We start from the raw sequence: 24,237 nt of genomic DNA, 5'->3' as shown, positions 1-24,237 counted from the left end.
ACCAAGGATCCGGCAATGATGCGTTCCCCTCTGTTTCTCGCTCTCGCGCTGGCCGTAGGTGCCGGCACCCCGTTGCTTGCTGGCGAGGCCAGTGCACAGACCGCGCGTGCGGTGCGTGCCACCGCGGAAATGAGCATGGTGCTGTCCGGCCATATCGAGATCACGCCTGAGGGTGAGGTCAGCTCGCTGGTACTGGACCAGAAATCGGCCTTGACTCCAAGCATCGCCTCCTTCGTGGAAGGCACGATCGGCGGCTGGCGCTTCGAACCCACGCTGCGCGATGGCAAGGCAGTGGCTGCACGCGCCCCGATGCGGGTGCGGCTGAGGGGGACGCAGATGGCCGATGGTGGCTACCAGGTCAGCATGACCAGTGTCGATTTCAGTGAGTATGATCCGAAGGCTACCGATTCGGTGACCCGGAAGCAGATGGCCCCGCCGCGCTATCCGGAAGACGCCTATCGGAATGGTGCGCAGGGTGAAGTGCTGCTGATGGTCAAGGTGGCGCGTGACGGCACGGTGGCCGATGTCATCGCCGAGCAGGTGAACATGGCCGTGGTCGGCCCGGAACGGGCCATGGCCAAGATGCGCGACATCCTGGCCAAGGCCAGTATCAGCAGCGCCCGCAGCTGGACCTTCAACCCACCGACCACCGGCGAAAGCAGCACACACGACAGCTGGACGGTACGCATCCCGGTGAGCTTCGCCCTGGGCAATGACCGCAACGCAGGGCAGGAACGCTATGGCCGCTGGCGCGCCTTCATCCCCGGGCCCCGCCAGGCTGCGCCGTGGCGCGAACGCCGGTCGATCGAGCAGGCCGGCAGCGACCTGCTGCCGGAGGGTGGGGTGTACATGGTCGATGGCGCCAAGCGCGGCGTGCGCCTGTTGACCCCGCTGGAACAGGGCTGATTGTGGGAGCGGAGCCGGGCAATCCGGCTCCGCGTCAGTCCGCATACGGGTAGACCACCACCCGGTTGCGGCCCTGTTCCTTGGCCATGTACAGCGCCTTGTCGGCCAGCCGCAGCGCCTGTTCTGCGTCGACATGGAAGCTGGGGAAGTGGGCCACGCCCAGCGATACGGTGATGGTGCCGACCGGTTCGAACGGATGGTCGGCGATGTGCTGGCGCAGGCGTTCGCCGGCCTGGCGCGCCGATTCAGTACTGATGCCCGGCAGCAGCAGCAGGAATTCCTCGCCACCGGCGCGGCAGAGGATGTCGCTGTCGCGCGAGTAGCGACGCATCTGGTCGGCGATATGGACGATGGCGTTGTCGCCGACGTCATGCCCATGGCTGTCGTTGATCGACTTGAAGCGATCGATGTCCAGCGCCAGGATCGCGAACGGGATGCCCTGCACCTGCAGCGCGTCGAGCGCCTGCTGCAGTCCGCGGCGGTTGAACAGGCCGGTCAGCGGGTCGGTACGGCTGGCACGGTTGAGCGTGCCGATGCGATCCTGCAGGGCATTGAAGCTGTGCAGCACCGCCTGCTTGAGCTGGGCGACCTCGAAGTACCAGGCGCGGATGCCGCTGACATGGTTGATGGCGTTGCCGGTGTCCTCGCCGCCCTGAACATTGCGTGCCAGCTGCCACAGTGGCATCGAGATGCGGCGCGCGAACCACCAGGTGACCAGCAGCGACAGCAGGCCGAGCGGAATCGCGTTCCAGATCACCGCCGTCATCAGCCGCGACAGCGGCTGCAGCGTGGCCTCGGTCGGGCGCTGGGCGATGATGCCCCAGCCGGTGGCTGCGACCGGTGCGTAGCCAGCCAGCATCGACACGCCGCGGTTGTTGCGCACCTGCTGCGCGCCGCGCTCGCCCCGCACAACGGCCTTCACCGCGGGGTTGCCAACCACGTAGTCGCCAACCCGCTTGCCGTCGGCGTGGTACAGCAGGCGGCCATGGCGGTCGACCACGTACAGGTAGGAGCCGTCGCGGTAGTAGTGCTTGCCCAGCAGCGTATGCAGGGCGCTGCGCTGGCGCAGGTACAGGGTGCCGCTGACATAGCCGCGATAGCGGCCCTGGCGGTCGAAGATCGGGTGCGACAGCGAGACCAGCAGCTTGCCGGTGGCCGATTGGTACGGATCGCTGATCATCGGCTGGCGCGCGGCCAGTGCCGCATTGTTGCCGACACTGTGCAGCACCTCACCCTGCAGCTGCAGGGTCTGCGGCGAGGTGGCGATCACCAGGCCATCGGCATCCACCACCAGCGAGGAGTTGAAGCTGCTGGACTGCAACTGCAGGCGGCTGGCTTCGTCCTGGGCCTGCTTCGGATCAAGGTCGCCCTGGCCTAGCCGGGTGGCTGCATAGGCCAGCTGCTGCTGCGCGGCCAGCAGGAAGTTCTGGGTGGTCTCGGCCAGCTTGGTGGCGTAGACGCGGTTGGCTTCCAGGGTATTGCCGACCAGCTGGTCGCGCTGCACCCGGTAGCTGGCCAGCAGGGTGTTGGCCAGCGCGATGATGGCGCTGAGCAGGGCCAGGGCGAGGATCAGCTTGCCCAGGTTGAGGCGGGGGGACAGCGTTCGCATGCGTCGACGGATCCGGCAGGAGGCTGGACCCGACCGGTTCTCCGGAAGGGGCGACAGCGGGAATCGGTGGCCGGGCCCACGGGGGCCGGGCAGGGTATCGCGCGGATTATCGCCAAAAGCGGGCGCCAGCGAAGTGAAGTGCGTCGCCCTGCAGGCAAAAAAAAACCTGCCGCAGCGAGCGGCAGGTTTCTTCCGATGCAGCGCCGGGGCTCAGCGCTTCATCGAACCGAAGAACTCGTCGTTGGACTTGGTGTTCTTCATCTTGTCCAGCAGGAACTCCATCGCGGCCATTTCATCCATCGGATGCAGCAGCTTGCGCAGGATCCAGATCTTCTGCAGCAGTTCCGGTTCGATCAGCAGGTCTTCGCGGCGGGTGCCGGAACGGTTGATGTCGATGGCCGGGAACACACGCTTTTCAGCGATGCGGCGGCTCAGGTGCACTTCGCTGTTGCCGGTGCCCTTGAACTCTTCGTAGATCACCTCGTCCATCTTCGAACCGGTGTCGACCAGTGCGGTGGCGATGATGGTCAGGCTGCCGCCTTCTTCCACGTTGCGCGCGGCACCGAAGAAGCGCTTCGGGCGATGCAGGGCGTTGGCGTCCACACCACCGGTCAGCACCTTGCCCGAGCTCGGCACCACGTTGTTGTAGGCACGGGCCAGGCGGGTGATCGAGTCGAGCAGGATGACCACGTCCTTCTTGTGCTCGACCAGGCGCTTGGCGCGCTCGATGACCATTTCGGCCACCTGCACGTGGCGCGCGGCCGGTTCGTCGAAGGTCGAGCTGATGACCTCGCCGCGCACGGTGCGCTGCATTTCGGTCACTTCTTCCGGGCGCTCGTCGATCAGCAGCACGATCAGGTGCACGTCCGGGTGGTTGGTGGTGATGGCGGTGGCGACCTGCTGCATCATCATCGTCTTGCCGGCCTTCGGCTGCGACACGATGAGCGAGCGCTGGCCCTTGCCCTGCGGCGCCATCAGGTCGAGGATGCGGCCGGTGATGTCTTCCGACGAACCGTTGCCGCGCTCCAGGGTGAAGCGGCGGCGCGGGAACAGGGCGGTCAGGTTCTCGAACAGCACCTTGTTCTTCGACGCTTCGATCGGCTCGCCGTTGATGGTGTCGACGATGTTCAGCGCGAAGTAGCGCTCGCCGTCCTTCGGGAAGCGGATGCGGCCGGAGATATGGTCGCCGGTGCGCAGGTTGAAGCGGCGGATCTGGCTGGGCGAGATGTAGGTATCGTCCGGGCCGGCCAGGTAGCTGGCTTCGGCCGCGCGCAGGAAGCCGAAGCCGTCCGGCAGGATTTCCAGCACGCCGTCGGCGGCGACGCCGTCACCGTGGCGGGTCAGTACCTTCAGCAGGGCGAAGATCACATCCTGCTTGCGGGCGCGTGCCACGCCTTCGGAGATCTGCAGCTGCTCGGCGATTTCCAGCAGCTTCTGCGCCGGCATCCGCTTGAGGTCGCTCAGCGAGTAGACCGGGAAGCCCTCGGGCACGTTGGCGTGCGGGCGCGGCACGAACGGCTGCTGCTCGCCGCCGTCGTTGGGCAGGCCATCGTCGCGGAAGCGGTTGTTGCGGTCACGGTCGCGGCGGTTGCGGAAGCGGTCGCGGCGATTGCCCTGACCTTGCCCCTGGCCCTGCTGGCCGTTCTGGTTGTACGGGTTCTGGCCCTGGTTCTGGCCGCCCCCCTGGTGGTTCTGCTGGCGCGGCTGGCCGGATTCGCGACCCTCACCACCTTCGCCGCCGCCACTGCTGGCAGGGGCCTCGGCGGCGGGCGCGCTCGGTGCGGGGGCGGCGGCGGCCGATGCCGGCGCTTCGGCCGCGGCGGCCAGCGGCAGGGTCGGCTGCGCCGGAGCGGCGCTGGTTTCGGCGGCTGCCGGAGCGGCGGCCTTGCTCACGCGGGGCTTGCGCACGCGCTTTTCGGCGGGCGCATCGGCGCTGCCGGTTTCGGAAGTGTTATCGGACAAGAGCGTTATTCCTCGCTTGAAGGTGCGAGCGCCCGGCTGGGGCGGCGAACGTTGGGAATGGGTCTGGAAGAAACTGCGTCCAGAGGGTGCGGCACGCGAACGCGGCCGGATATGCCGACACTATCATCGGCCCGCGGCGCCATGCAAGGGTCACCGGGAACAGCATTCATCATGGGCGCGGGGCGCCCCACCGGCAGCCGTGGTCGACGGCTGCCGGGGAACAGCGGGATCAGGCCAGGGCCTTGTCCAGCAGGCCGGCCAGCTGGGCCTTGCCCACCGCACCGATCTGCTCGGCGACCTTCTCGCCATCCTTGAACACGACCAGGTACGGAATCGAACGCACGTGGTACTTGGCGGCCAGCGCACGGTTGTGGTCGACGTTGACCTTGGCGATCTTGGCGCGGCCCTGGTAGGCATCGGCCAGCTCGTCCAGCGCCGGGGCGATCATCTTGCACGGGCCACACCACTCGGCCCAGAAATCGACCAGCACCGGTTCCTTGGAATTCAGCACTGCGCTATCAAAGTCGGCGTCGCCGACATGTACAACCTTGTCGCTCATCTTGGTTTCTCGTCTTGGATTGCACCCGGTCATGCCGGAGGTGGGTGAACTGGGCCATGCCCGGTGGCGCGACCCTCGTCGTTGCCTCGCGGCGCACTGCCGCGGTGCGTTCGGCGGGATGCCTGGACGCTCACGGCCGGCAGTGTACCCCTATCGCAGGGCAGGGACAGGCGCCGGCTGGAACCCAGCGTATCGTGATCGCTTCGATGGCCGGTATGTGTCGGATTTCACTGTCTTCCTGTACATGGGGCTGGCAGTGGGCGACACCAGCGCCTCTGGAAGGACCGTTCAAGTCCGGTGTTGCTGGGTGAAGGTCGAGCGTCTCTCGTATCTTTGAGACGGCTCATTCCGGTTTGCCCGCCCGAGTGCGTTAAACTGGGGCATTGTGCGGCGCGCGGACCCGGTGGTCCCAGCCTGCCAACCCGCCGCAGGGGCCGCAGTTTGCGACGGTGCCCCTAGACGATGAAGTGCCAGCCGCCTTACGGGCCGGCGGCCATACCAAGACGGACTCATGAGCGACAAACCGCTGACCGATTTGACCTTCTCCTCCTTCGAGCTGCATCCGGCCCTGCAGGCCGGCCTTGAAGGAGCCGGATTCACCCGCTGCACCCCGATCCAGGCGCTGACCCTGCCGGTCGCGCTGGCCGGCGGTGATGTTGCCGGCCAGGCCCAGACCGGCACCGGCAAGACCCTGGCCTTCCTGGTCGCGGTCGTGAACCGCCTGCTGAGCAAGCCGGCGCTGGCCGACCGCAAGCCGGAAGACCCGCGCGCGCTGATCCTCGCCCCGACCCGCGAACTGGCCATCCAGATCCACAAGGACGCGGTGAAGTTCGGTTCCGACCTGGGCCTGCGCTTCGCGCTGGTCTATGGCGGTGTCGACTACGACAAGCAGCGCGAGATCCTGCAGCAGGGCGTGGACGTGATCATCGCCACCCCGGGCCGCCTGATCGATTACGTGAAGCAGCACAAGGTGGTTTCGCTGCATGCCTGCGAGATCTGCGTGCTGGACGAAGCCGACCGCATGTTCGACCTCGGCTTCATCAAGGACATCCGCTTCCTGCTGCGCCGCATGCCGGAGCGCACCACCCGCCAGACCCTGCTGTTCAGCGCCACCCTCAGCCACCGCGTGCTGGAGCTGGCCTACGAGCACATGAACGAGCCGCAGAAGCTGGTGGTCGAAGCCGAGACGGTCACTGCCGCACGCGTGCGCCAGAAGCTGTATTTCCCGGCCGACGAAGAGAAGATCCCGCTGCTGCTGGGCCTGCTGTCGCGCAGCGAAGGCGCCCGCACCATGGTGTTCGTCAACACCAAGGTGTTCGTCGAGCGCGTCGCCCGTTCGCTGGAAAAGGCCGGCTACCGCGTCGGCGTGCTGTCCGGCGACGTGCCGCAGAAGAAGCGTGAGAGCCTGCTCAACCGCTTCCAGAAGGGCCAGCTGGAAATCCTGGTGGCCACCGACGTGGCCGCGCGCGGCCTGCACATCGACGGCATCAAGTACGTCTACAACTACGACCTGCCGTTCGACGCCGAAGACTACGTGCACCGCATCGGCCGTACCGCCCGCCTGGGCGAGGAAGGCGATGCGATCAGCTTCGCCTGCGAACGCTATGCGATGAGCCTGCCGGACATCGAGGCCTACATCGAGCAGAAGATTCCGTCCGAGCCGGTCACCAAGGAGCTGCTGACCGCGCTGCCGCGCCCGGAACGCCCGGCCCCGGCCGCAGGCGAGGACGGCGAAGAGAACGAGAGCGTTGGCCAGATCTTCCGGGAAGCGCGCGAAGCCCGCGCCGCCGAGGAAGAGCGTCGTGGCGGTGGCCGCAGTGGTGGCCGCTCCAGCGGTGGCCGCGGTGAGCGTCGCGACGGTGAGCGCAGCGGCGAGCGCCGTTCGCGTGGCCCGCGCAAGCCGCGCGTGGAAGGCGAGCAGGCTGCGGCCGCTCCGGTGGAAGGTGCTGAAGCCGCTGTCGCCCAGGCTCCGCGCCCGCCGCGTCCGCCGCGTGCCGAAGGTGCGCCGGAAGGTGCGGTGGATGGCGAGCGCAAGCCGCGCAAGCGTCGTCGTCGTCGCCACGGCCGTCCGGTCGAAGGTGCCGAAGGCGTGCAGGCCACGGCCGGCAATGGCGCCAGCCCGGTCACCCCGGTGCAGGTGGTGGCCAAGCCGGTGCGCACCGCGGCCGATACCGGTGATTCGTTCCTGACCCGCATCGGCCGCAAGATCCGCCGGATGCTGTCGGGCAACTAAGCCACCGCGGGTGGGTGCGGACCTTGGTCCGCACCGAGCCGAGCCCATGCTCGGCTCTACAGCCTCACGAGGCATGGTAGTGCCGGCCGCTGGCCGGGACCGGCATGCCGCGCAGGCGCCGGCCACGCAACCTTGTCGCATCTGACTCTGGCCGCGCCCGCCGGCTTCCATCCAAGCTGACGCCTCCCGCATCCGGAGGCGTCACGCGATGGCATCCATACCCTGTTACGACGCATTCGATCTGCATTACGCGCAGCATGTGGCGGCCTCTGCATCCCGTCCGCTGGAACGCCGGACACTGCTGGAGCTGGCCGGCCCACTGCAGGGGCGGGATGTCATCGATCTGGCCTGCGGTTCCGGTGATTTCGGCCGCCACCTCCTGCTGCACGGGGCCCGTAGCGCCCTCGGCGTCGATCTGTCCGCCGCGATGATCGAACAGGCGCGCCGGCTTTCCGCGCAGGGCGGTGACGCCATGCAGTTCCTGCACGGCGACGCGACCCGCCTGGACATGCCGGCCCGCTTCGATGTTGCCGTGGCGGTCTGGCTGTTCAACCACGCCGATACGCTGCAGGAACTGGAGCGCATGTACCGGGCAGCAGCCAGCGTCCTCAAACCGGGCGGACGGCTGCTGGGCATCGTCACCCATCCTGCCTTCCGGTTGGCCAAGGGCGACTTTTCGCGTTACGGCGCGCGTATCGTCCGGCAGCAGGCGCTGGATGATCATCACCTGGTCGAGGTCGCGTTCGCCGATGCGGCCGTGGCCCGCGTCACCGACCATCAATGGCGCGCGGACCAGCACGAGCAGGCGGCCGCCCGCGCGGGGCTGCCCGGGCTGCAGTGGCAGGCGCCGGTGCCGACAGCGGCGGAATGCAAGGACCGGCCTCCCGGCTTCTGGGATGAATACCGCGACAACAACGCGTTGGTGGTCCTGCACGCCCGCAGGGAAGGGTAGCGCCCGGGGAGGTCCGGCGGGCGCAGTGGCAGATCGAAGATTCCGCCGGGCAACGCCAGGCGCTACCGATCGGTGGCGCCGCTCCTGCATAATCGGGGCATGAGTGTCCTGCGCTTCGATAATGTCAGCAAACAGTACGCCGGTGGCCACGAGGCACTGACCGATGTCAGCTTCGAGGTCGCGCCGGGCGAGATGCTGTTCGTCACCGGCCATTCCGGTGCGGGCAAGAGCACCCTGCTCAAGTTGATCCACCTGGACGAGCGGCCAAGCCGCGGCGCGGTGGTGTTCGACGAGCGCAACCTGCTGAAGGTGCGTGGCGGCGATGTGCCGCGCCATCGGCGCGCAGTGGGGGCGGTCTACCAGGACCATCGCCTGCTGATGGACCGCTCGATCGCCGAGAACGTGGCGCTGCCGCTGATCCTGCGCGGCACCCGCCGTGGCGACATCAGCAAGCGCGTGCGCTCGGTGCTGGAACGGATGGGCCTGGGCCACCGCGAGAAGGCGCTGCCCTCGCAGCTGTCGGCCGGCGAGCAGCAGCGCGTCGGCATTGCCCGCGCGATCGTCGGCGAGCCCAAGCTGCTGGTGGCCGATGAACCAACCGGCAACCTCGACCCGACCCTGGCGGCGGAGATCATGGCCTTGTTCGCCGAGCTGCCCTCGCGCGGCACCAGCGTGCTGGTGGTCAGCCACGACCTGCCGCTGCTGCGCCGCATGCGCAAGCGCGTGCTGATCCTCGACCACGGCCGGCTGGTGGATGACATCTCGCCGCAGGATCTGGCGGAGTAACCGATGGCGAAGAACGAAAACAGCGAAGCCGCCGCCCCGTCGCGCGTGGGCGTCTGGTTCCAGCACCACGTGCACAGCGTGGTGTTCAGCCTGGGCCGCGCCTGCCGCAAGCCATGGGCGACCCTGCTGACGGTGATGGTCATGGCGCTGGCACTGGCCCTGCCGCTGGGCCTGTCGATCGCGCTGGACAACCTCAAGCAGTTCGCTGGCAGCGTGCAGCAGTCGCGCGACATCAACGTGTTCCTGAAGGGCAACGTCGATGGTCCCGGCGCGCTGCGCCTGGCGGGCCAGCTGCGCGACCGCGACGACGTGGCCGAAGTGAACGTGCGCACGCCCGAGCAGGGCCTGCAGGAACTGCGCGATGCCGGCCTCGGTGAGGCGATCGACGCACTCAACGACAATCCACTGCCCTCGCTGCTGGTGATCACCCCCGGCCAGGGCAAGGACGACGCGCGCCTGGCGCGCGCGCTGGAAAGCCTGCCCGAGGCCGACCTGGTGCAGCACGATGCGCTGTGGCGCCAGCGCCTGGATGCCTGGCTGGCGTTCGGTGCGCGGCTGGTGCAGGTGCTGTCGGTGCTGCTCGGCGTGGGCGCCGCGCTGGTGGTCGGCAACACCGTGCGCTTGGACATCCAGGCCCGTCGCGAGGAAATCGGCGTGCTGCAGCTGCTGGGGGCCAGCGATGGCTTCATCCGCCGCCCGTTCCTGTACCTGGGCGCGTGGTACGGCCTGGGTGCCGGCGCGGTGGCGCTGGCCCTGATCGGCGGCGCCGGTGCCGCGCTGCGCGTGCCGCTGGCCGAACTCTCCCGCAGCTACGGCAGCCCGTTCGTGCTGCACGGCCTGGACCTGCTGCATGGCAGCCTGGTCCTGCTCGGCACACTGCTGCTGGGCTGGCTGGGCGCGTGGCTGGTGACCGGCCATTTCCTTCGCCAGACCCGCCCGACCGACACCTGAGACCGGCATGCAACCGCAAGCGCTGAAGCACCTTGAAGGGCCCGCGACGCGGGTGATGGTGGTCGATGGGTCAAAGCTGGTGCGCAAGCTGATCGCCGACGTCCTGCAGCGTGACCTGCCGGGCGTGGAGGTGATCGGCTGCGACAGCATCGAGGACGCACAGCAGGCGCTGGCACAGGGGCCGGTGGATCTGGTGACCACCTCGCTGACCCTGCGTGATGGCGACGGCCTGGCACTGGCGCGGATGGTCCGCGAAGCCGCAGGCCAGGCCTATGTGCCGGTGATCGTGGTCTCCGGCGATGCCCAGCAGCATCTGGAGCAGCGCCGCTTCACCGAGTACGTCACCGACTATTTCGACAAGGCGCTGGGCCACGAGGCACTGGCGACCTTCATCCGCGGCTACGTGCAGCCGCAGACCATTCCCGGCGCCACCATCCTCTATATCGAGGACAGCCGCGTGGTCGCCGAGGCTACCAAGCGCATGCTGGAACGCCAGCAGTTGAACGTGCTGCACGTGGTCAGCGCCGAAGAGGCGTTCACCCTGCTCACTGCCGAGTCGCTGGGCCGCAGTCGCCACCGCATCGACCTGGTGCTGACCGACGTCACCCTGAAGGGCGAACTGAGCGGTCGCGACGTGGTGCAGCGCGTGCGCGTGGACTTCGGCTACGGCAAGCGCCGCCTGCCGGTGCTGGTGATGACCGGCGATGGCAACCCGCACAACCAGACCGGGCTGCTGCAGTCCGGTGCCAACGACCTGGTGCTCAAGCCGATCGAAGAGCGCCTGCTGGTCACCAAGGTGCTGTTCCAGCTGCGCCTGGCCCGGTTGAACGATGGACCCCTGATTCGATGAAGTGGCGTGATGATTGATGAAGTAGCCGGCACCCCGACGATCCAGCTCGAGCCGAGCTGGAAGCAGCATGTCGGCGATTACCTGATGCAGCCGCAGATGCGCGAGCTGTCCAGCTTCCTGCGCCAGCGCAAGGCCAGCGGTGCGGCGGTGTTCCCGCCCGGCCCGCAGATCTTCGCTGCGTTCGATGCCACGCCGTTCGAGCAGGTGAAGGTGGTGATCCTCGGCCAGGACCCGTACCACGGCCGCGGTCAGGCGCATGGGCTGAGCTTCTCGGTGGCGCCCGGAGTGCCGGTGCCGCCGTCGCTGCTGAACATCTACAAGGAGATCGAGAGCGATCTCGGTATCCCGCGTCCGGACCATGGCTGCCTGATCCCGTGGGCGCAGCGCGGTGTGCTGCTGCTCAATGCCGTGCTGACGGTGGAAGAGGGCCAGGCCGGTGCCCACCAGGGGCGTGGCTGGGAAGGTTTCACCGACCACGTGGTGGATGTGCTCAACCGCGAACGCGACGGCCTGGTGTTCATGCTCTGGGGCGCGTACGCGCAGAAGAAGGGCAAGGTCATTGATACCCGCCGCCATCGCGTGCTGAAGTCGCCGCATCCGTCGCCGCTGTCGGCCCATCGTGGCTTCCTCGGCTGCCGGCATTTCTCGATGGCCAACGAGTACCTGCAGCGCCGCAGCCAGGCCCCGATCGACTGGTCGCTGCCGCCACGCTCGGCGCTCTGACCGCCGGCGGGTGATCGGGGCTGAACGCCGAGCAACGTTTCCGGGCCTGAATGGGTCCTGCGGAAGGCCCGTTCAGCTCCGCTTGACCGGAATCGGCCGGTTTCCAGTAGGTAATTGCTTGAATTCCAAGGGATTGTGAATCCCGAAAAGCATGCTCGCCACTGTCATCAAATCGCGCTACGGTAGGGCTCTGTTTGGGACCAGTGTTGCATCAATGGGATGCTGGAACTTTTTCCTCCTTTAGCAGTCCAAATGCCGGACTGCTAAGATGGGTGCCTATGAGCCAGAACACCTCTACTGCCCTTGTGGCAAACAATCTCCCGATTCCCAGTGCGCTCGGTTCGCTGGACGCCTACATCGGTGCCGTGCACCAGATTCCGGTGCTGTCGGTCGATGACGAACAGGACCTGGCCCGTCGCTTCCGCGACGGCAACGATCTGGACGCCGCCCGCGAGCTGGTGCATTCGCACCTGCGCTTCGTGGTGCACGTGGCCCGCGGTTACAACGGCTACGGCCTTGCCCTGGGTGACCTGATCCAGGAAGGCAACATCGGCCTGATGAAGGCGGTCAAGCGCTTCGACCCGGACATGGGCGTGCGCCTGGTCTCCTTCGCCGTGCACTGGATCCGTGCCGAGATGCACGAGTTCATCCTGAAGAACTGGCGCATCGTGAAGGTCGCCACCACCAAGGCGCAGCGCAAGCTGTTCTTCAACCTGCGCAAGTCGAAGACGCGCCTGGGCTGGATGAACGCGGCTGAAGTGAGCGCGGTGGCCAAGGACCTGAACGTGTCCGAGCGCGAGGTCATGGAAATGGAGTCGCGCCTGTCAGGTCGCGATATCGGTTTCGATGCGCCGACCGATGAGGACAACGAGCACGCGCCGCCGTCGCCGGCCGCGTTCCTGGTCGCCAACGACGAAGACCCGTCGATGGCCTACGAACGTGCCGACAGCGAAGACAACCAGATGCAGCTGCTGCGCGAAGGCCTGGCCGAGCTGGACGCCCGCTCGCGCGACATCATCCGCCGTCGCTGGCTGGATGCGGACAGCAAGGTGACGCTGCAGGAACTGGCTGACGAATACGGCGTGTCGGCCGAGCGCATCCGCCAGGTTGAAGCGAATGCGCTGAAGAAGATGAAGGCGCTGTTCACCGCGTAAGCGGGGTGGCGCTGGATTGAAGAAAGGCCCGGCAATGCCGGGCTTTTTCTTTTTGGTGGCGTTCTCATCCACGCATGGCGTGGCTCTAGTCTGACGCCAAAGCGGTGATTGCGCCGACCGGATCATGTGCTGGATGCTGATGTTCACGCCGTACCACGCAGTGGCACGGTATGATCATGCCACGCGTCTTCCGCACACGAAGTTTCAATCGCAGCATGCGCAGGACCACCCTGTCCGACGCTGCGCTGTACCGGTCGGTACGTGAAATGGAAGGGGGTCTGGTGGATGCTGATCTTGGCGGCGGAATCTTCAAGAAGCGCGTTGCCTTGCCGGGGCGAGGAAAGCGTGGGAGCGTCCGAACCATCGTCGCCACACAGCGAGGCGGGCATTGGTTCTTCCTTTTCGGCTACGAGAAGAATGAACGTGCTGCAATCACGAATGCGGAACGCGATGCGCTGCAGCTGTACGCATCGGAGTTCTTGAAAATGAGTACGGCGCAGCTGAATCGTGCCGTGCAGTACGGGGATCTACAGGAGATCAGCCATGACGAAGACCCCTGAGCGACGGCGCGCGAAAAGTGCGCTTCTTGAGGCGGTGCATGATGCGGCTGTGAGTCTGCACGCACATGGCTTCATCGATAAGCGTCGGTTGAGCAGCTACGAAGCGCTTTGCCTTGAGCCGGTCCCTGAATACAGCAGTGCCCAGATCCGTGCCCTGCGTGCGTCATTACAGCTCAGTCAGCCGGTCTTTGCTGGAGTTCTCAATACCAGCGTTTCCACCGTACGCAGCTGGGAACAGGGCGAGAAGAAGCCCAGCGGACCATCACTGAAGTTGCTGAACCTGATTGATCGGAAGGGACTCGAAGCAGTCCTGTAAAGCAAAGGCCCGGTTCTGCCGGGCCTTTGCTTTTCCGAGGTGTTCAATCCACGCACGGCGTGGATCTACTGCTGATTCCAGTAGAGCCACGCCATGCGTGGCTGCTCTGCTATCGCGTGGGCCTCAGCCCTCGCGTGCGATCGCGCGCCAGCCGATGTCGTTGCGGTGGAATTCGTTGGCCCAGCTGACCTTGGCCACGCCGGCATAGGCATTGGCCTGCGCGTCGCGCACGCTGTCGCCCAGCGCCGCCACGCACAGCACGCGGCCGCCGGCACTGACCACCTGGCCCTGTGCGTCCAGCGTGGTGCCGGCATGGAACACCTTGGCACTGGCCGGCACGTCGTCCAGGCCGGAAATCACGTCGCCGGTGATCGGCGATTCCGGGTACGGCCTGGCGGCCAGCACCACGCCCAGCGACGGGCGTGCATCCCAGTGCGCTTCCACCTGGTCCAGGCGGCCGTCGATGGCGGCTTCCACCAGCTCCACCAGGTCTGACTGCAGCCGCAGCATCACTGGCTGGGTTTCCGGATCGCCGAAGCGCACGTTGAATTCGATCACCTTCGGCGCGCCGCTGGCATCGATCATCAGGCCGGCGTAGAGGAAGCCGGTGAACGGGATGCCGTCGGCGATCATGCCCTGCACGGTCGGGTTCACCACCTCGCGCATCACGCGGGCATGCACCTCCGGCGTCACCACCGGGGCCGGCGAATAGGCGCCCATGCCGCCGGTGTTCGGGCCGGTATCGCCGTCGCCGACGCGCTTGTGGTCCTGCGAGGTGGCCATCGGCAGCGCATGCACGCCGTCCACCATCGAAATGAAGCTGGCTTCCTCGCCGTCGAGGAATTCCTCGATCACCACACGTGCACCGGCATCGCCGAACGCGTTGCCGGAGAGCATGTCACGCACCGCGTCTTCGGCTTCGGCCAGGGTCATTGCGACGATCACGCCCTTGCCGGCGGCCAGGCCATCGGCCTTGACCACGATCGGTGCGCCCTTCTCGCGGATGTAGGCCAGGGCGGCGTCCACGTCGGTGTGCACGGCGTAGAACGCGGTGGGGATGTTGTGGCGGGCCAGGAAGTCCTTGGCGTAGGCCTTGCTGCCTTCCAGCTGCGCGGCAGCGGCGGTCGGCCCGAAGATGCGCAGGCCGGCGGCGCGGAAGCGGTCGACCACGCCGGCCACCAGCGGTACTTCCGGGCCGACCACGGTCAGCGCCACGCCTTCGGCCTGTGCCAGCGCCAGCAGGCCGTCGATATCGGCAACCTTGACCGCCACGTTGCGGCACTTGTCTTCGCTGGCGGTGCCGGCGTTGCCGGGCGCCACGATCACTTCGGTGACACGGGAGGACTGGGCCAGCTTCCATGCCAGGGCGTGTTCGCGGCCGCCAGAGCCGATGACAAGTACGTTCATCACGAGATTCCAGATTGCGTGGGAAGGGAAGATCGATATCCCCGGCGGCGCGCGTGCTTCACTCGCAGCCTTCGCGTCGCAGCGATTCGGGGAAGGAATAGGCCCAGGTCTTCGGGTCCAGGGTGAAGCGGTGCTGCTGCCGGACCTGCTTGCCGCCACAGGTGGTTCCGGTTTCTTCGATCAGCAGCGGCCAGACCCGCGCGCTGCGGTCGCTGTCGTCGAAACGCAGTGCGAAATCGATGCTGAAACGGCGGGTGCGGCAGTCGTTGGCCGTGTCGGGGTCGGTGCTGGCGTCGCACTCGTACTGGGCGTCATTGTCGATATGGCTGCGCACGCTGCCACTGGCCACCAGGCCGTTCGGGCCCGGCAGGATCAGCGACTGCGAGAGCAGCGAGAAGCCCTGCCCGAACCAGCCGTCCTCGACGCGGAAACCATAGAAGTCACTGCCGGCGCGGATGATGCTGGCGGTGCCGGGCTGGCCGCCGCTACCGAAGCGCTCGCCGGTCAGTTCGCTGGTCACCTCGAAGCCATCGCCCTTGGGGCGCAGCACAAAGAACTCGATGGTTCCCGGGTCGATGTGCGCGCCATCGACCAGCGCACCGCACACGGCCAACAACTGCTGCCAGCTGTCCCCGCTCACCACCGGTTGTTCCGCGCAGACCTGCCAGTCCACCGCATGGGTATCGCCATCGTCGGTCCAGCTGCCGCGCCATTCAGCGGAGAGCGTGGCGTTGCTGCCGTAGCGCTGGACCAGGAACGCCTGCAGTCGTGCGGTGCGGCTGACATGCTGCGCCGGTGAGGCGGGGGCCACTGCAGGCGCATCCACCTTCGGCGCCACGCTGGGCTCGCCGGCAGGCTTGCAGCCCGCCAGTATGGCCGCACCCGCGAGGGCGAGGGCGGCCAGCGATTTCATTGAAACTGTGGACATCCGTGTCGCTCCAGGATCAATGGCGGAAGTGGCGCACGCCGGTGAACACCATGGCCAGGCCATGTTCATCGGCGGCGGCGATCACTTCGGCATCGCGCATCGAACCGCCCGGCTGGATGACCGCCTTGATGCCGGCGGCGGCAGCGGCATCGATGCCGTCGCGGAACGGGAAGAACGCGTCGGAGGCCATCACCGAGCCCTCGACCACCAGGTTCGCATCGGCGGCCTTGATGCCAGCGATGCGGGCCGAGTACACGCGGCTCATCTGGCCGGCGCCGACACCGATGGTGCGGTTGTCCTTGGCATAGACGATCGCGTTGGACTTCACGAACTTGGCCACCTTCCAGGCGAACAGCAGGTCGGTGAACTGCTTGTCGGTCGGCGCCAGCTTGCTGACCACCTTCAGTTCGTCGCGGGTCATGCCGCGGTTGTCCGAGGACTGCAGCAGCAGGCCCGAGCCGACGCGCTTGCTGTCGAAGTTGTTCAGGCCATCGCCGTGCGGGATGCGCAGCACGCGCACGTTGGCCTTTTTCTGTGCGTATTCCAGCGCGGCCGGCTCGTAGTCCGGGGCAATCAGCACTTCCACGAACTGGCGGTCCAGGATCACCTTGGCAGTGGCGGCGTCCAGCGGCTTGTTGAAGGCGATGATGCCGCCGAAGGCGCTGGTCGGGTCGGTGGCGTAGGCCAGCTCGTAGGCGTCGCCGTTGCCGGCACCGACGGCCACGCCGCACGGGTTGGCGTGCTTGACGATGACGCAGGCCGGTGCATCGAACTGGCGCACGCATTCCCACGCCGCGTCGGCATCGGCCAGGTTGTTGTAGCTCAGTTCCTTGCCCTGCAGCTGCTGGAAGGTCGCCAGCGTGCCCGGCACCGGGTACAGGTCGCGGTAGAACGCGCCGCTCTGGTGCGGGTTCTCGCCGTAGCGCAGGTCCATCACCTTCACGAAGGTGGAGTTCATCTGCGCCGGGTACTCGGCACGTGCCGGTACGGCGGCGTCGGTGGCGGTGACCGCCGACAGGTAGTTGCTGATCGCGGCGTCGTACTGGGCGACGCGGTTGAACGCGGCTACCGAGAACGCGAAGCGGGTGGCGGCCGACAGCTGGCCGTCGTTGGTGTCCAGCGAGGCCAGCAGCTCGGCGTACTGCGACGGGTCGGTGGCCACCGCCACGCGGGCGAAGTTCTTGGCTGCCGAACGCAGCATCGCCGGGCCGCCAATGTCGATGTTCTCGACCGCGTCGGCGAGGGTGCAGTCGGCCTTGGCGGTGACCGATTCGAACGGGTACAGGTTCAGCACCAGCAGGTCGATGGCGCCGATGCCGTGCTCGGCCATCACCGCATCATCCAGGCCGGAACGGCCCAGCAGGCCGCCGTGTACCATCGGGTGCAGGGTCTTGACCCGGCCGTCCATCATCTCCGGGAAACCGGTGACGTCGGCGACGTCCTTCACGGCCAGGCCCATGTCGCGAATGGCTTTTGCGGTGCCGCCGGTGGACAGCAGTTCCACGCCACGTGCGGCCAGCGCAGTGGCCAGCTCGACCAGGCCGGTCTTGTCGGAAACGGAGAGGAGGGCCCGGCGGACGGGCAACAGATCGGCAGTCATGGGACAGAATCGGCAGCGGAGCGGGGCCGATATTGTAGGCGGTGGGGGCCGGTGGCGGGTGCCGCAGGAGCAGATTCGCCGCGTTCAAGGCCGACTTGACCGTGATGGGCACGATTGGCGGGCTTGTCAGCCATCGCCGGGCACGGCACGGTGCCGCCTGTCCCCCGTGTGCAGGATGCCGCCCCATGACCGTCGCCAAGCGCCTGCAGGCCGCCCTCGATGCCGAAGGGGCGCTGCTGTTCCTGGCCCGCTATGTGCGCCACGCGCGTTGTGGCCAGGCCGCGGCCTGGTGCGCCTCGACCGATGTACCGAGGCTGCAGGCTGAAGCCGCCGAGCGCTGGGGTGAGCAGGCCGAGATCCTGTCCTGGGACGTGCAGCGCCGTGAACGCCGGCGCTGGCGGCGGCTGGAGTTCAAGGTCTACCTGGACGACGACAAGTGCTGGTATGGCGATGCCATCGCGCCCTACCGGCGCGCACCGAGCGTGGCCGAACTGCTGCAGGTGATGCATGCGCAGTACTGGCTGGACCCGTTCGAGCTGTATCTGTACGCCGATGGCCTGGATGAGGGCGCCATCGTGCTGCCCGCCGGCGGCATCATCCACTTCCAGCGCTCGCCCGGCGGTGTGTACCGGCTGCTGGCGCTGCAGGCGGGGTTCGCCGATGCTGGGGCGCGGGAGCGGGCCGTGCAGGCGGTGCGCAATGCCATGCAGCGCAGCCATGACGCGGTCTGGTTGCGCCGCCATATCGATCCGCAGCTGCCATGGCAGGACTGGCTGGGCCCGGCGGAACTTGCCGGTACCCGTATTTGATGGGGTAGGCTGTGGCCGCACTGCCAAGGACCAGCGGATACAGATCGTGTCGATCTATGCACTGAAAGGACGTTTCCAGGACCTGTTGCGTCCGGCCGTACGCGGCCTGCACCGTATGGGGATCACCGCCAACGCGGTGACCGTGGCCGCCGCCGTGGTTTCGCTGCTGGTGGCCGTTGCCGTGTGGTGCTGCGCGCCGGCCCAGCCCCTGCTGTACCTGCTGCTGCCGCTGTGGATGCTGCTGCGCATGGCGCTCAACGCGGTGGATGGCATGCTGGCCCGCGAGTTCGGCCAGCAGTCGCGGCTGGGCGCCTATCTGAACGAGCTGTGCGATGTGATTGCCGATGCGGCGCTGTACCTGAGCCTGCTCAGCGTGCCTGGGGTACGCCCGGAAACGCTGTGGCTGCTGGCCTGGACCGCGGCACTGAGCGAGTACGCCGGGGTGCTGGGGCTGATGGTCGGTGCCAGCCGCCGCTACGACGGCCCGATGGGCAAGAGCGACCGCGCGTTCGTGATCGGTGCGCTGGGCCTGCTGCTGGCGTGTGAGTGGGTTGGCGCGATGACGGTCACTGGCGTGGCCGCGGCCATGGCGGTGCTGTGCATGCTGACCATGATCAATCGCGTCCGTCGCGGACTGCGGGAAGCGGCGGTTTCGCCGGACTAATCAAGCAGATACAAGAAGACAATCAGGAGATTGCATGCGTCAGGCGCAGGAACGGGAATTCCACAGCTTCGACCAGGTACCGCTGTTCTACCGGTACTGGGCGGGCACCACTGCAACGCCGGCCACCAAGGCCATCGTGCTGCTGCACCGCGGCCACGAGCACTCCGGGCGGGTCACCCACCTGGTCGATGAGCTGGACCTGCCCGACACCGCCTTCTTCGCCTGGGATGCGCGCGGCAATGGCCGTTCGCCGGGTACGCGTGGCGATGCACCGGGCTTCCCGGCGCTGGTGCGTGACCTCGACAGCTTCATCGCCCACATCGGTGCCGAGCACGGTATCGCGGTGCAGGACATCGTGGTGATCGCACAGAGCGTGGGGGCGGTGGTCGCCGCCACCTGGGTGCACGACTATGCACCACGCCTGCGCGCGCTGGTGATGGCTTCGCCGGCGTTCAAGGTGAAGCTGTACGTGCCGTTCGCACGCCCGGGCCTGGCGCTGATGCAGAAGCTGCGCGGCAATTTCTTCGTCAACAGCTACGTCAAGCCGCAGTGGCTGACCCATGACCCGGCGCGGGTGGAAAGCTATCGTACCGACCCGCTGATCACCCGGCCGATCTCGGTGCGCGTGCTGCTGGGCCTGTACGAGGCGGCCGACCGCATCGTGGCCGATGCGCAGGCGATCAGCGTACCGGTGCAGCTGCTGGTGTCCGGCTCGGATTTCGTCGTGCACCGTGGCCCGCAGGACCGCTTCTACGAGCGCCTGTCCAGCCCGATCAAGGAGCGCGTGCATCTGCCGGGCTTCTTCCACGACACGCTGGGCGAGCGCGATCGTGCACCAGCACTGGCGCGCATCCGCAGCTTCATCCAGGCGCGTTTTGCCGAGCCGCTGCGCGAGCTGTCACGGCGCGACGCGCACCGCCATGGGCCGACCTTCGAGGAATCGGAGATCCTGGCGTGGCCACCGGAGCGCAACAGCCTGGCCGACCTGCGCTGGCGCGTGGTACGTGGCGGCCTGCGTTTCGGCGGAACGTTGTCCGAAGGCATCGCGCTGGGCCTGCAGACCGGTTTCGATTCCGGCAGCACGCTGGACTACATCTATCGCGACGAAGCGCGTGGCAAGGGCCCGCTGGGTCGCATGGTCGACCGCAACTATCTGGATGCGATCGGCTGGCGTGGCATCCGCGTGCGTGGCCAGCACCTGCAGGAACTGCTGCGCGACGCTGCCCAGCGCCTGCGTGGGCAGGGCACGCCGGTGCACGTGCTGGACGTAGCTGCTGGCCATGGTCGCTACGTGCTGGAAGCGCTGGGACAGGGCGAACAGCGCGCCGATCGCATCGTGCTGCGTGATTTCAGCGATCTGAACGTGGCCCAGGGCCAAGCGTTGATTGAGCGCCTGGGGGCGGCCGCTATTGCCCGCTTCGAACAGGGCGATGCGTTCGATCCGGCGCAGCTGGCCAAGGTGGAACCCGCACCGACGCTGGCCGTGGTATCGGGCCTGTACGAACTGTTCCCCGACAACGATGCGGTGCTGCGCTCGCTGCAGGGCATTGCTGCGACGGTGCCGGTGGGCGGCTACCTGGCCTATACCGGCCAGCCCTGGCACCCGCAGCTGGAGCTCATCGCACGCGCACTGACCAGCCATCGTGGTGGCGCAGCGTGGGTGATGCGCCGCCGTACCCAGCAGGAAATGGACGAGCTGGTGCGCCTGGCCGGGTTCGAGAAGGTGGCGCAGCGTATCGACGACTTCGGCATTTTCACCGTGTCGCTGGCACGCCGGACCGCGTGATGGCGACGCTCGCCGCCACCCCGCTGGCCGCGGAGGGGCGCCCCTGGCGGCGCGCCCTGCTGTGGCTGGCCCTGCTGGGCCCGTTCTTCTTCGCCAGCTATGGCTTCGCCAACTGGATGGCGGGCCGCCATGCCGAACTGCCGGTGATGGCCTTCGGATGGGAAACGCAGATTCCGTTCGTGCCGTGGACGATCGTGCCGTACTGGTCGATCGATCTGTTCTACGCGATCTCGTTCTTCCTGTGCCGGCGTCGGCTGGAACTGGACCGGCACGCGCTGCGCCTGTTCAGTGCACAGCTGATCGCAGTGACCTGCTTCCTGCTGTGGCCGTTGCGCTTCAGCTTCGAGCGGCCGGAGATCGGCGGCGTGTTCGGTTGGCTGTTCGATGTGTTGCTGGGCTTCGACAAGCCGTTCAACCAGGCGCCATCGCTGCACATCGTGCTGCTCATCGTGCTGTGGGTGAAGTTCGCGCAGTACCTGCACGGGGTGTGGCGCTGGGTGCTGCATGTGTGGGCGCTGCTGATCGGCGTTTCGGTGCTGACCACGTTCCAGCATCATTTCATCGACATCCCGACCGGCCTGCTGGCCGGCTGGCTGTGCGTCTGGCTGTGGCCCGAGCAGGGCACACCACCGTTGCGTGCGTGGCGCACGACGCGGGATGCCAAGCGCTGGCGCCTGGCGGGGCTGTACCTGCTCGGGGCGGCGCTGCTGCTGGTGCCAGTGATCCTGCTGCGGGGTGTGGCGTTGTGGCTGCTGTGGCCGGTGGTATCGCTGCTGCTGGTGGCGCTGGCCTATGCCGGGCTGGGTACGGCGGTGTTCCAGAAGCGCGCCGACGGACGCCTGACCATGGCGTCACGCTGGCTGCTGGCGCCGTACCTGGGTGCGGCCTGGATCAATTCACGGTTGTGGACGCGCCGCGCACCGCAGCCGGTGCCGGTGATGGACGGTGTGTGGCTGGGGCGTATTCCCTGCGCTGCATTGCCGGCACCCTTGGTGGGCGTGGTCGATGCCTGTGCCGAGCTGTCCTGTGGTGCACCGGCCGCGGCGTACGCCAGCGTGCCGATGCTGGACCTGGTGGCGCCTGCACCGGAGCAATTGCTCGAGGCTGCAGAGGTCATCGAGCGGCTGCGCGCGCACGGACCGCTGCTGGTGTGCTGCGCGCTGGGCTATTCGCGCAGCGCCGCCAGCGTAGCGACCTGGCTGCTGCGCAGTGGTCGCGCCGCCGACGCCGATGGTGCGATGGCGATCGTGCGTGCTGCGCGTCCCGGCGTCGTGCTGGGCGTCGCGCATCTGCATGCCATCACTGCTACAGCAGGCGCGCGCGCATGAGTACGGTTCCCGACCTGGCGACCATGCAGCTGCTGCTGCGGCAGGGCCGTTGGCCGGCCGGCCTGTCGCTGGGCCTGCTGCTGGTGGCGCTGCTGCTGCTCGGCACCGAGCCGGGCCTGGCGATGATTGCCGCCGGCCTGTTGCTGGCCAGCGCTGGGGCAGGGCTGGTGCAGGCGTATCACGCGTGGCGGGTTGGACTGGACGCGAGCCTGCTGCAGCTGCTGCGTGATGAAGGCCTGGAAGGGGAGGCTGCCGCGCGCCGCACCGACCAGCTGCTGCACGACAGCGGTCTGCGCCGCGCACCGTCCGATGCGCCGCTGCGCGGTTGGGACCTGCGCTGGGCCGGCATGCGCCGCCTGCTGCTGCGGCAGTACCTGCTGACAGGTGTGCAGGTAGTGCTGCTGGTGCTGGCCGTGGTGTGGCCGCAGACGTGAACGGGAGGAACCGATGTTCGCCGAACTGATTGCCCGCGCCTGCAGTGGCGCGATCCACGTAGTGACCGGTGCGCGCGCGCTGTGGATCGGCTGCGCGCCGTCCAGCGAGCGTCGCGTGTACTACGGCAACCATGCCAGCCATGGTGACTTCGTGCTGATCTGGTCGTCGATGCCACCGGCACTGCGGCGCCAGGTGCGCCCGGTTGCCGCAGCCGAGTACTGGCAGCGCGACGGCCTGCGCCGCTACCTGATCGATGCGGTGTTCAACGGTGTGCTGGTCGAGCGCGAGGCCGGCCATCGCCTGCAGGATCCACTGCAGGTACTGCGCGATGCGGTGGACGAAGACTGCTCGCTGATCCTGTTCCCGGAAGGCACCCGCAATGTCGGCGATGAGCCGCTGCTGCCGTTCAAGAGTGGTATCTACCATCTGGCGCGGCAACGGCCGGAGCTGGAGTTCGTGCCGGTGTGGATCGACAACCTGAAGCGGGTGATGCCGAAGGGCCGGTTCCTGCCGCTGCCGCTGCTGTGCACGGCCACCTTCGGCACGCCGCTGCGGCTGCAGGCCGATGAAGACAAGGCCGCGTTCCTGGCCCGCAGCCGGCAGGCGCTGCTGGACCTGGCGCCGAATGGAGGGCGCGCATGAGTTATCTGATGGAGGTGTCCGGTGACCTGGCCGCGCGCAGCGTGGGCCAGCAGACCGGCCTGCTGTTCGCTGGCGTGGGTGCGGTGCTGGTACTGGCCACGCTGGTGGCCGAGACCCTGCGCTGGCGTCAGCGCGGGCAGCCCAGCGCGGTCATCGCCAACCTGGTGTCGCGCATCCGCGCGTGGTGGGTGATGGCGATCGTGGTCGGGCTGGCGCTGTTCTTCGGCCGTGCCGGGGTGATCGTGCTGTTCGCGATCATCTCGCTGTTCGCGCTGCGCGAGTTCATCACGCTGGCGCCGACCCGTTCAGGCGACTACTACGCGCTGCTGGCCGCGTTCTACATCGTGCTGCCTTGGCAGTACTACCTGGTCTGGATCGACTGGTACGGCATGTACACGCTGCTGATCCCGGTCTATGCGTTCCTGTTCCTGCCGATCCTGTCGACCATCGGCGGTGACACCACCCACTACCTGGAGCGGACCGCGAAGGTGCAGTGGGGATTGATGATCTGCGTGTTCTGCATCTCGCACGTGCCGCTGCTGTTGAACCTGCATGTGCCCGGGCATGATCCGTCGCGCAACGTGCTGCTGTTCGCTTTCCTGGTGATCGTGGTGCAGTCCTCGGACGTGCTGCAGTACATCTGGGGCAAGTTGCTGGGCAGGCATCTGATCGCGCCCAAGCTGTCGCCGTCGAAGACGGTGGAGGGCTTCGTGGGCGGTGTGTTGAGCGCCAGTGCGCTGGGTGCGGCGCTGTGGTGGATCACCCCGTTCACGCCGTTGCAGGCGTTCGGCCTGTCGCTGCTGATCAACCTGATGGGGTTCTGGGGCGGCCTGGTGATGTCGGCAATCAAGCGCGATCGCGGCATCAAGGACTGGGGCCACATGATCGAGGGCCATGGCGGCATGCTCGACCGGCTGGACTCGGTGTGCTTTGCTGCGCCGGTGTTCTTCCACGTGGTGCGGTACTACTGGAAGGCGGGCGGCGGCTGATTTCGCGGGGGCTTCATCCACGCATGGCGTGGAACTACGGGTTGTGCCGGCCGCTGGCCGGCAACGGCAACATCCTGCCATCGTTCAT

Annotated in this window: 23 protein-coding genes; 17 read left to right on the top strand and 6 right to left on the bottom strand. The window is 67.3% G+C overall.

What is annotated here, in order from left to right; all coding sequences use genetic code 11:
• The first annotated feature begins 15 nt into the window (after positions 1-15).
• Positions 16-906, top strand: coding sequence for an energy transducer TonB (locus D5301_RS02450; RefSeq protein ID WP_153854670.1), 891 nt, complete (start codon positions 16-18; stop codon positions 904-906).
• 34 nt (positions 907-940) lie between these two features.
• Here D5301_RS02450 and D5301_RS02445 read toward each other — a convergent pair whose 3' ends face one another.
• The 3 genes from D5301_RS02445 to trxA form a co-directional block, all read right to left on the bottom strand.
• Positions 941-2,515, bottom strand: a complete 1,575-nt coding sequence (locus tag D5301_RS02445; protein ID WP_110713944.1) for a sensor domain-containing diguanylate cyclase — start codon at positions 2,513-2,515, stop codon at positions 941-943.
• A 210-nt stretch (positions 2,516-2,725) separates the two neighbouring features.
• Entirely contained in the window at positions 2,726-4,477 is a 1,752-nt protein-coding gene (gene rho / locus D5301_RS02440) for a transcription termination factor Rho (protein WP_153854669.1), read from the bottom strand.
• A gap of 229 nt (positions 4,478-4,706) precedes the next feature.
• Positions 4,707-5,036 (bottom strand): thioredoxin TrxA, encoded by a 330-nt coding sequence (gene trxA, locus D5301_RS02435; protein WP_088027548.1) that lies wholly within the window; start codon positions 5,034-5,036, stop codon positions 4,707-4,709.
• Positions 5,037-5,547: 511 nt separating this feature from the next.
• On the opposite strand from trxA, the gene rhlB reads away from it, so the two are divergent.
• From rhlB to D5301_RS02390, 9 genes are all read left to right on the top strand, one after another.
• Positions 5,548-7,269: an ATP-dependent RNA helicase RhlB gene (gene rhlB, locus D5301_RS02430; RefSeq protein ID WP_110713943.1), complete on the top strand. Its 1,722-nt coding sequence runs from the start codon at positions 5,548-5,550 to the stop codon at positions 7,267-7,269.
• A gap of 259 nt (positions 7,270-7,528) precedes the next feature.
• A complete protein-coding gene (locus D5301_RS02425; protein WP_248858376.1) occupies positions 7,529-8,221 on the top strand; it encodes a class I SAM-dependent methyltransferase in 693 nt (230 codons plus the stop codon).
• Between the two features lie 99 nt (positions 8,222-8,320).
• Positions 8,321-9,007, top strand: a complete 687-nt coding sequence (gene ftsE / locus D5301_RS02420) for a cell division ATP-binding protein FtsE (RefSeq protein WP_049424090.1) — start codon at positions 8,321-8,323, stop codon at positions 9,005-9,007.
• Between the two features lie 3 nt (positions 9,008-9,010).
• The gene (gene ftsX / locus D5301_RS02415) at positions 9,011-9,958 is read left to right on the top strand and encodes a permease-like cell division protein FtsX (protein WP_153854667.1); all 948 of its coding nucleotides are present in this window, start codon (positions 9,011-9,013) and stop codon (positions 9,956-9,958) included.
• 7 nt (positions 9,959-9,965) lie between these two features.
• Positions 9,966-10,808 (top strand): response regulator, encoded by an 843-nt coding sequence (locus D5301_RS02410; protein ID WP_005411271.1) that lies wholly within the window; start codon positions 9,966-9,968, stop codon positions 10,806-10,808.
• 9 nt (positions 10,809-10,817) lie between these two features.
• Entirely contained in the window at positions 10,818-11,531 is a 714-nt protein-coding gene (gene ung, locus D5301_RS02405) for a uracil-DNA glycosylase (protein ID WP_153854666.1), read from the top strand.
• Positions 11,532-11,809: 278 nt separating this feature from the next.
• A complete protein-coding gene (gene rpoH / locus D5301_RS02400; protein WP_006473441.1) occupies positions 11,810-12,685 on the top strand; it encodes an RNA polymerase sigma factor RpoH in 876 nt (291 codons plus the stop codon).
• A 176-nt stretch (positions 12,686-12,861) separates the two neighbouring features.
• A complete protein-coding gene (locus D5301_RS02395) occupies positions 12,862-13,245 on the top strand; it encodes a type II toxin-antitoxin system RelE/ParE family toxin (RefSeq protein ID WP_180847466.1) in 384 nt (127 codons plus the stop codon).
• On the top strand, positions 13,229-13,561 hold the full coding sequence (locus tag D5301_RS02390; RefSeq protein ID WP_014038700.1) for a DNA-binding transcriptional regulator: 333 nt from the start codon (positions 13,229-13,231) through the stop codon (positions 13,559-13,561). Before D5301_RS02395 ends, D5301_RS02390 begins: the two co-directional genes overlap by 17 nt.
• 123 nt (positions 13,562-13,684) lie before the next feature.
• Here D5301_RS02390 and purD read toward each other — a convergent pair whose 3' ends face one another.
• Genes purD through purH form a run of 3 tightly spaced genes read right to left on the bottom strand, consistent with a single transcriptional unit; the run spans position 13,685 to position 17,496 of the window.
• The gene (purD, locus tag D5301_RS02385; protein ID WP_153854665.1) at positions 13,685-14,968 is read right to left on the bottom strand and encodes a phosphoribosylamine--glycine ligase; all 1,284 of its coding nucleotides are present in this window, start codon (positions 14,966-14,968) and stop codon (positions 13,685-13,687) included.
• 58 nt (positions 14,969-15,026) lie between these two features.
• Positions 15,027-15,896 carry a hypothetical protein gene (locus tag D5301_RS02380; protein WP_153854664.1) on the bottom strand — a complete coding sequence of 290 codons (870 nt, stop codon included), beginning with the start codon at positions 15,894-15,896 and terminating at the stop codon, positions 15,027-15,029.
• A 16-nt stretch (positions 15,897-15,912) separates the two neighbouring features.
• A complete protein-coding gene (gene purH, locus D5301_RS02375) occupies positions 15,913-17,496 on the bottom strand; it encodes a bifunctional phosphoribosylaminoimidazolecarboxamide formyltransferase/IMP cyclohydrolase (protein ID WP_153854663.1) in 1,584 nt (527 codons plus the stop codon).
• A gap of 185 nt (positions 17,497-17,681) precedes the next feature.
• Here purH and D5301_RS02370 point away from each other — a divergent pair, with 185 nt between their 5' ends.
• The 7 genes from D5301_RS02370 to D5301_RS02340 are packed head-to-tail and all read left to right on the top strand — an operon-like array spanning position 17,682 to position 24,149.
• Positions 17,682-18,305 carry a hypothetical protein gene (locus D5301_RS02370; RefSeq protein ID WP_153854662.1) on the top strand — a complete coding sequence of 208 codons (624 nt, stop codon included), beginning with the start codon at positions 17,682-17,684 and terminating at the stop codon, positions 18,303-18,305.
• A gap of 43 nt (positions 18,306-18,348) precedes the next feature.
• A complete protein-coding gene (locus D5301_RS02365) occupies positions 18,349-18,969 on the top strand; it encodes a CDP-alcohol phosphatidyltransferase family protein (protein ID WP_180854029.1) in 621 nt (206 codons plus the stop codon).
• Between the two features lie 34 nt (positions 18,970-19,003).
• Complete coding sequence (locus D5301_RS02360) at positions 19,004-20,755, top strand: bifunctional alpha/beta hydrolase/class I SAM-dependent methyltransferase (RefSeq protein ID WP_153854661.1); 1,752 nt, start codon at positions 19,004-19,006, stop codon at positions 20,753-20,755.
• Between the two features lie 23 nt (positions 20,756-20,778).
• Positions 20,779-22,083, top strand: coding sequence for a phosphatase PAP2/dual specificity phosphatase family protein (locus D5301_RS02355; RefSeq protein ID WP_194936604.1), 1,305 nt, complete (start codon positions 20,779-20,781; stop codon positions 22,081-22,083).
• On the top strand, positions 22,080-22,517 hold the full coding sequence (locus D5301_RS02350) for a hypothetical protein (RefSeq protein ID WP_153854659.1): 438 nt from the start codon (positions 22,080-22,082) through the stop codon (positions 22,515-22,517). Before D5301_RS02355 ends, D5301_RS02350 begins: the two co-directional genes overlap by 4 nt.
• Positions 22,518-22,530: 13 nt before the next feature.
• Positions 22,531-23,160 (top strand): lysophospholipid acyltransferase family protein, encoded by a 630-nt coding sequence (locus D5301_RS02345; RefSeq protein ID WP_153854658.1) that lies wholly within the window; start codon positions 22,531-22,533, stop codon positions 23,158-23,160.
• On the top strand, positions 23,157-24,149 hold the full coding sequence (locus D5301_RS02340; protein WP_153854657.1) for a phosphatidate cytidylyltransferase: 993 nt from the start codon (positions 23,157-23,159) through the stop codon (positions 24,147-24,149). The genes D5301_RS02345 and D5301_RS02340 overlap by 4 nt, the downstream gene beginning before the upstream one ends.
• Positions 24,150-24,237: the final 88 nt, after the last annotated feature.

This window comes from Stenotrophomonas sp. MH181796 (assembly GCF_009659995.1).
Lineage (GTDB): Bacteria > Pseudomonadota > Gammaproteobacteria > Xanthomonadales > Xanthomonadaceae > Stenotrophomonas > Stenotrophomonas riyadhensis.
This window is presented reverse-complemented; position numbering and strand designations above follow the sequence as displayed.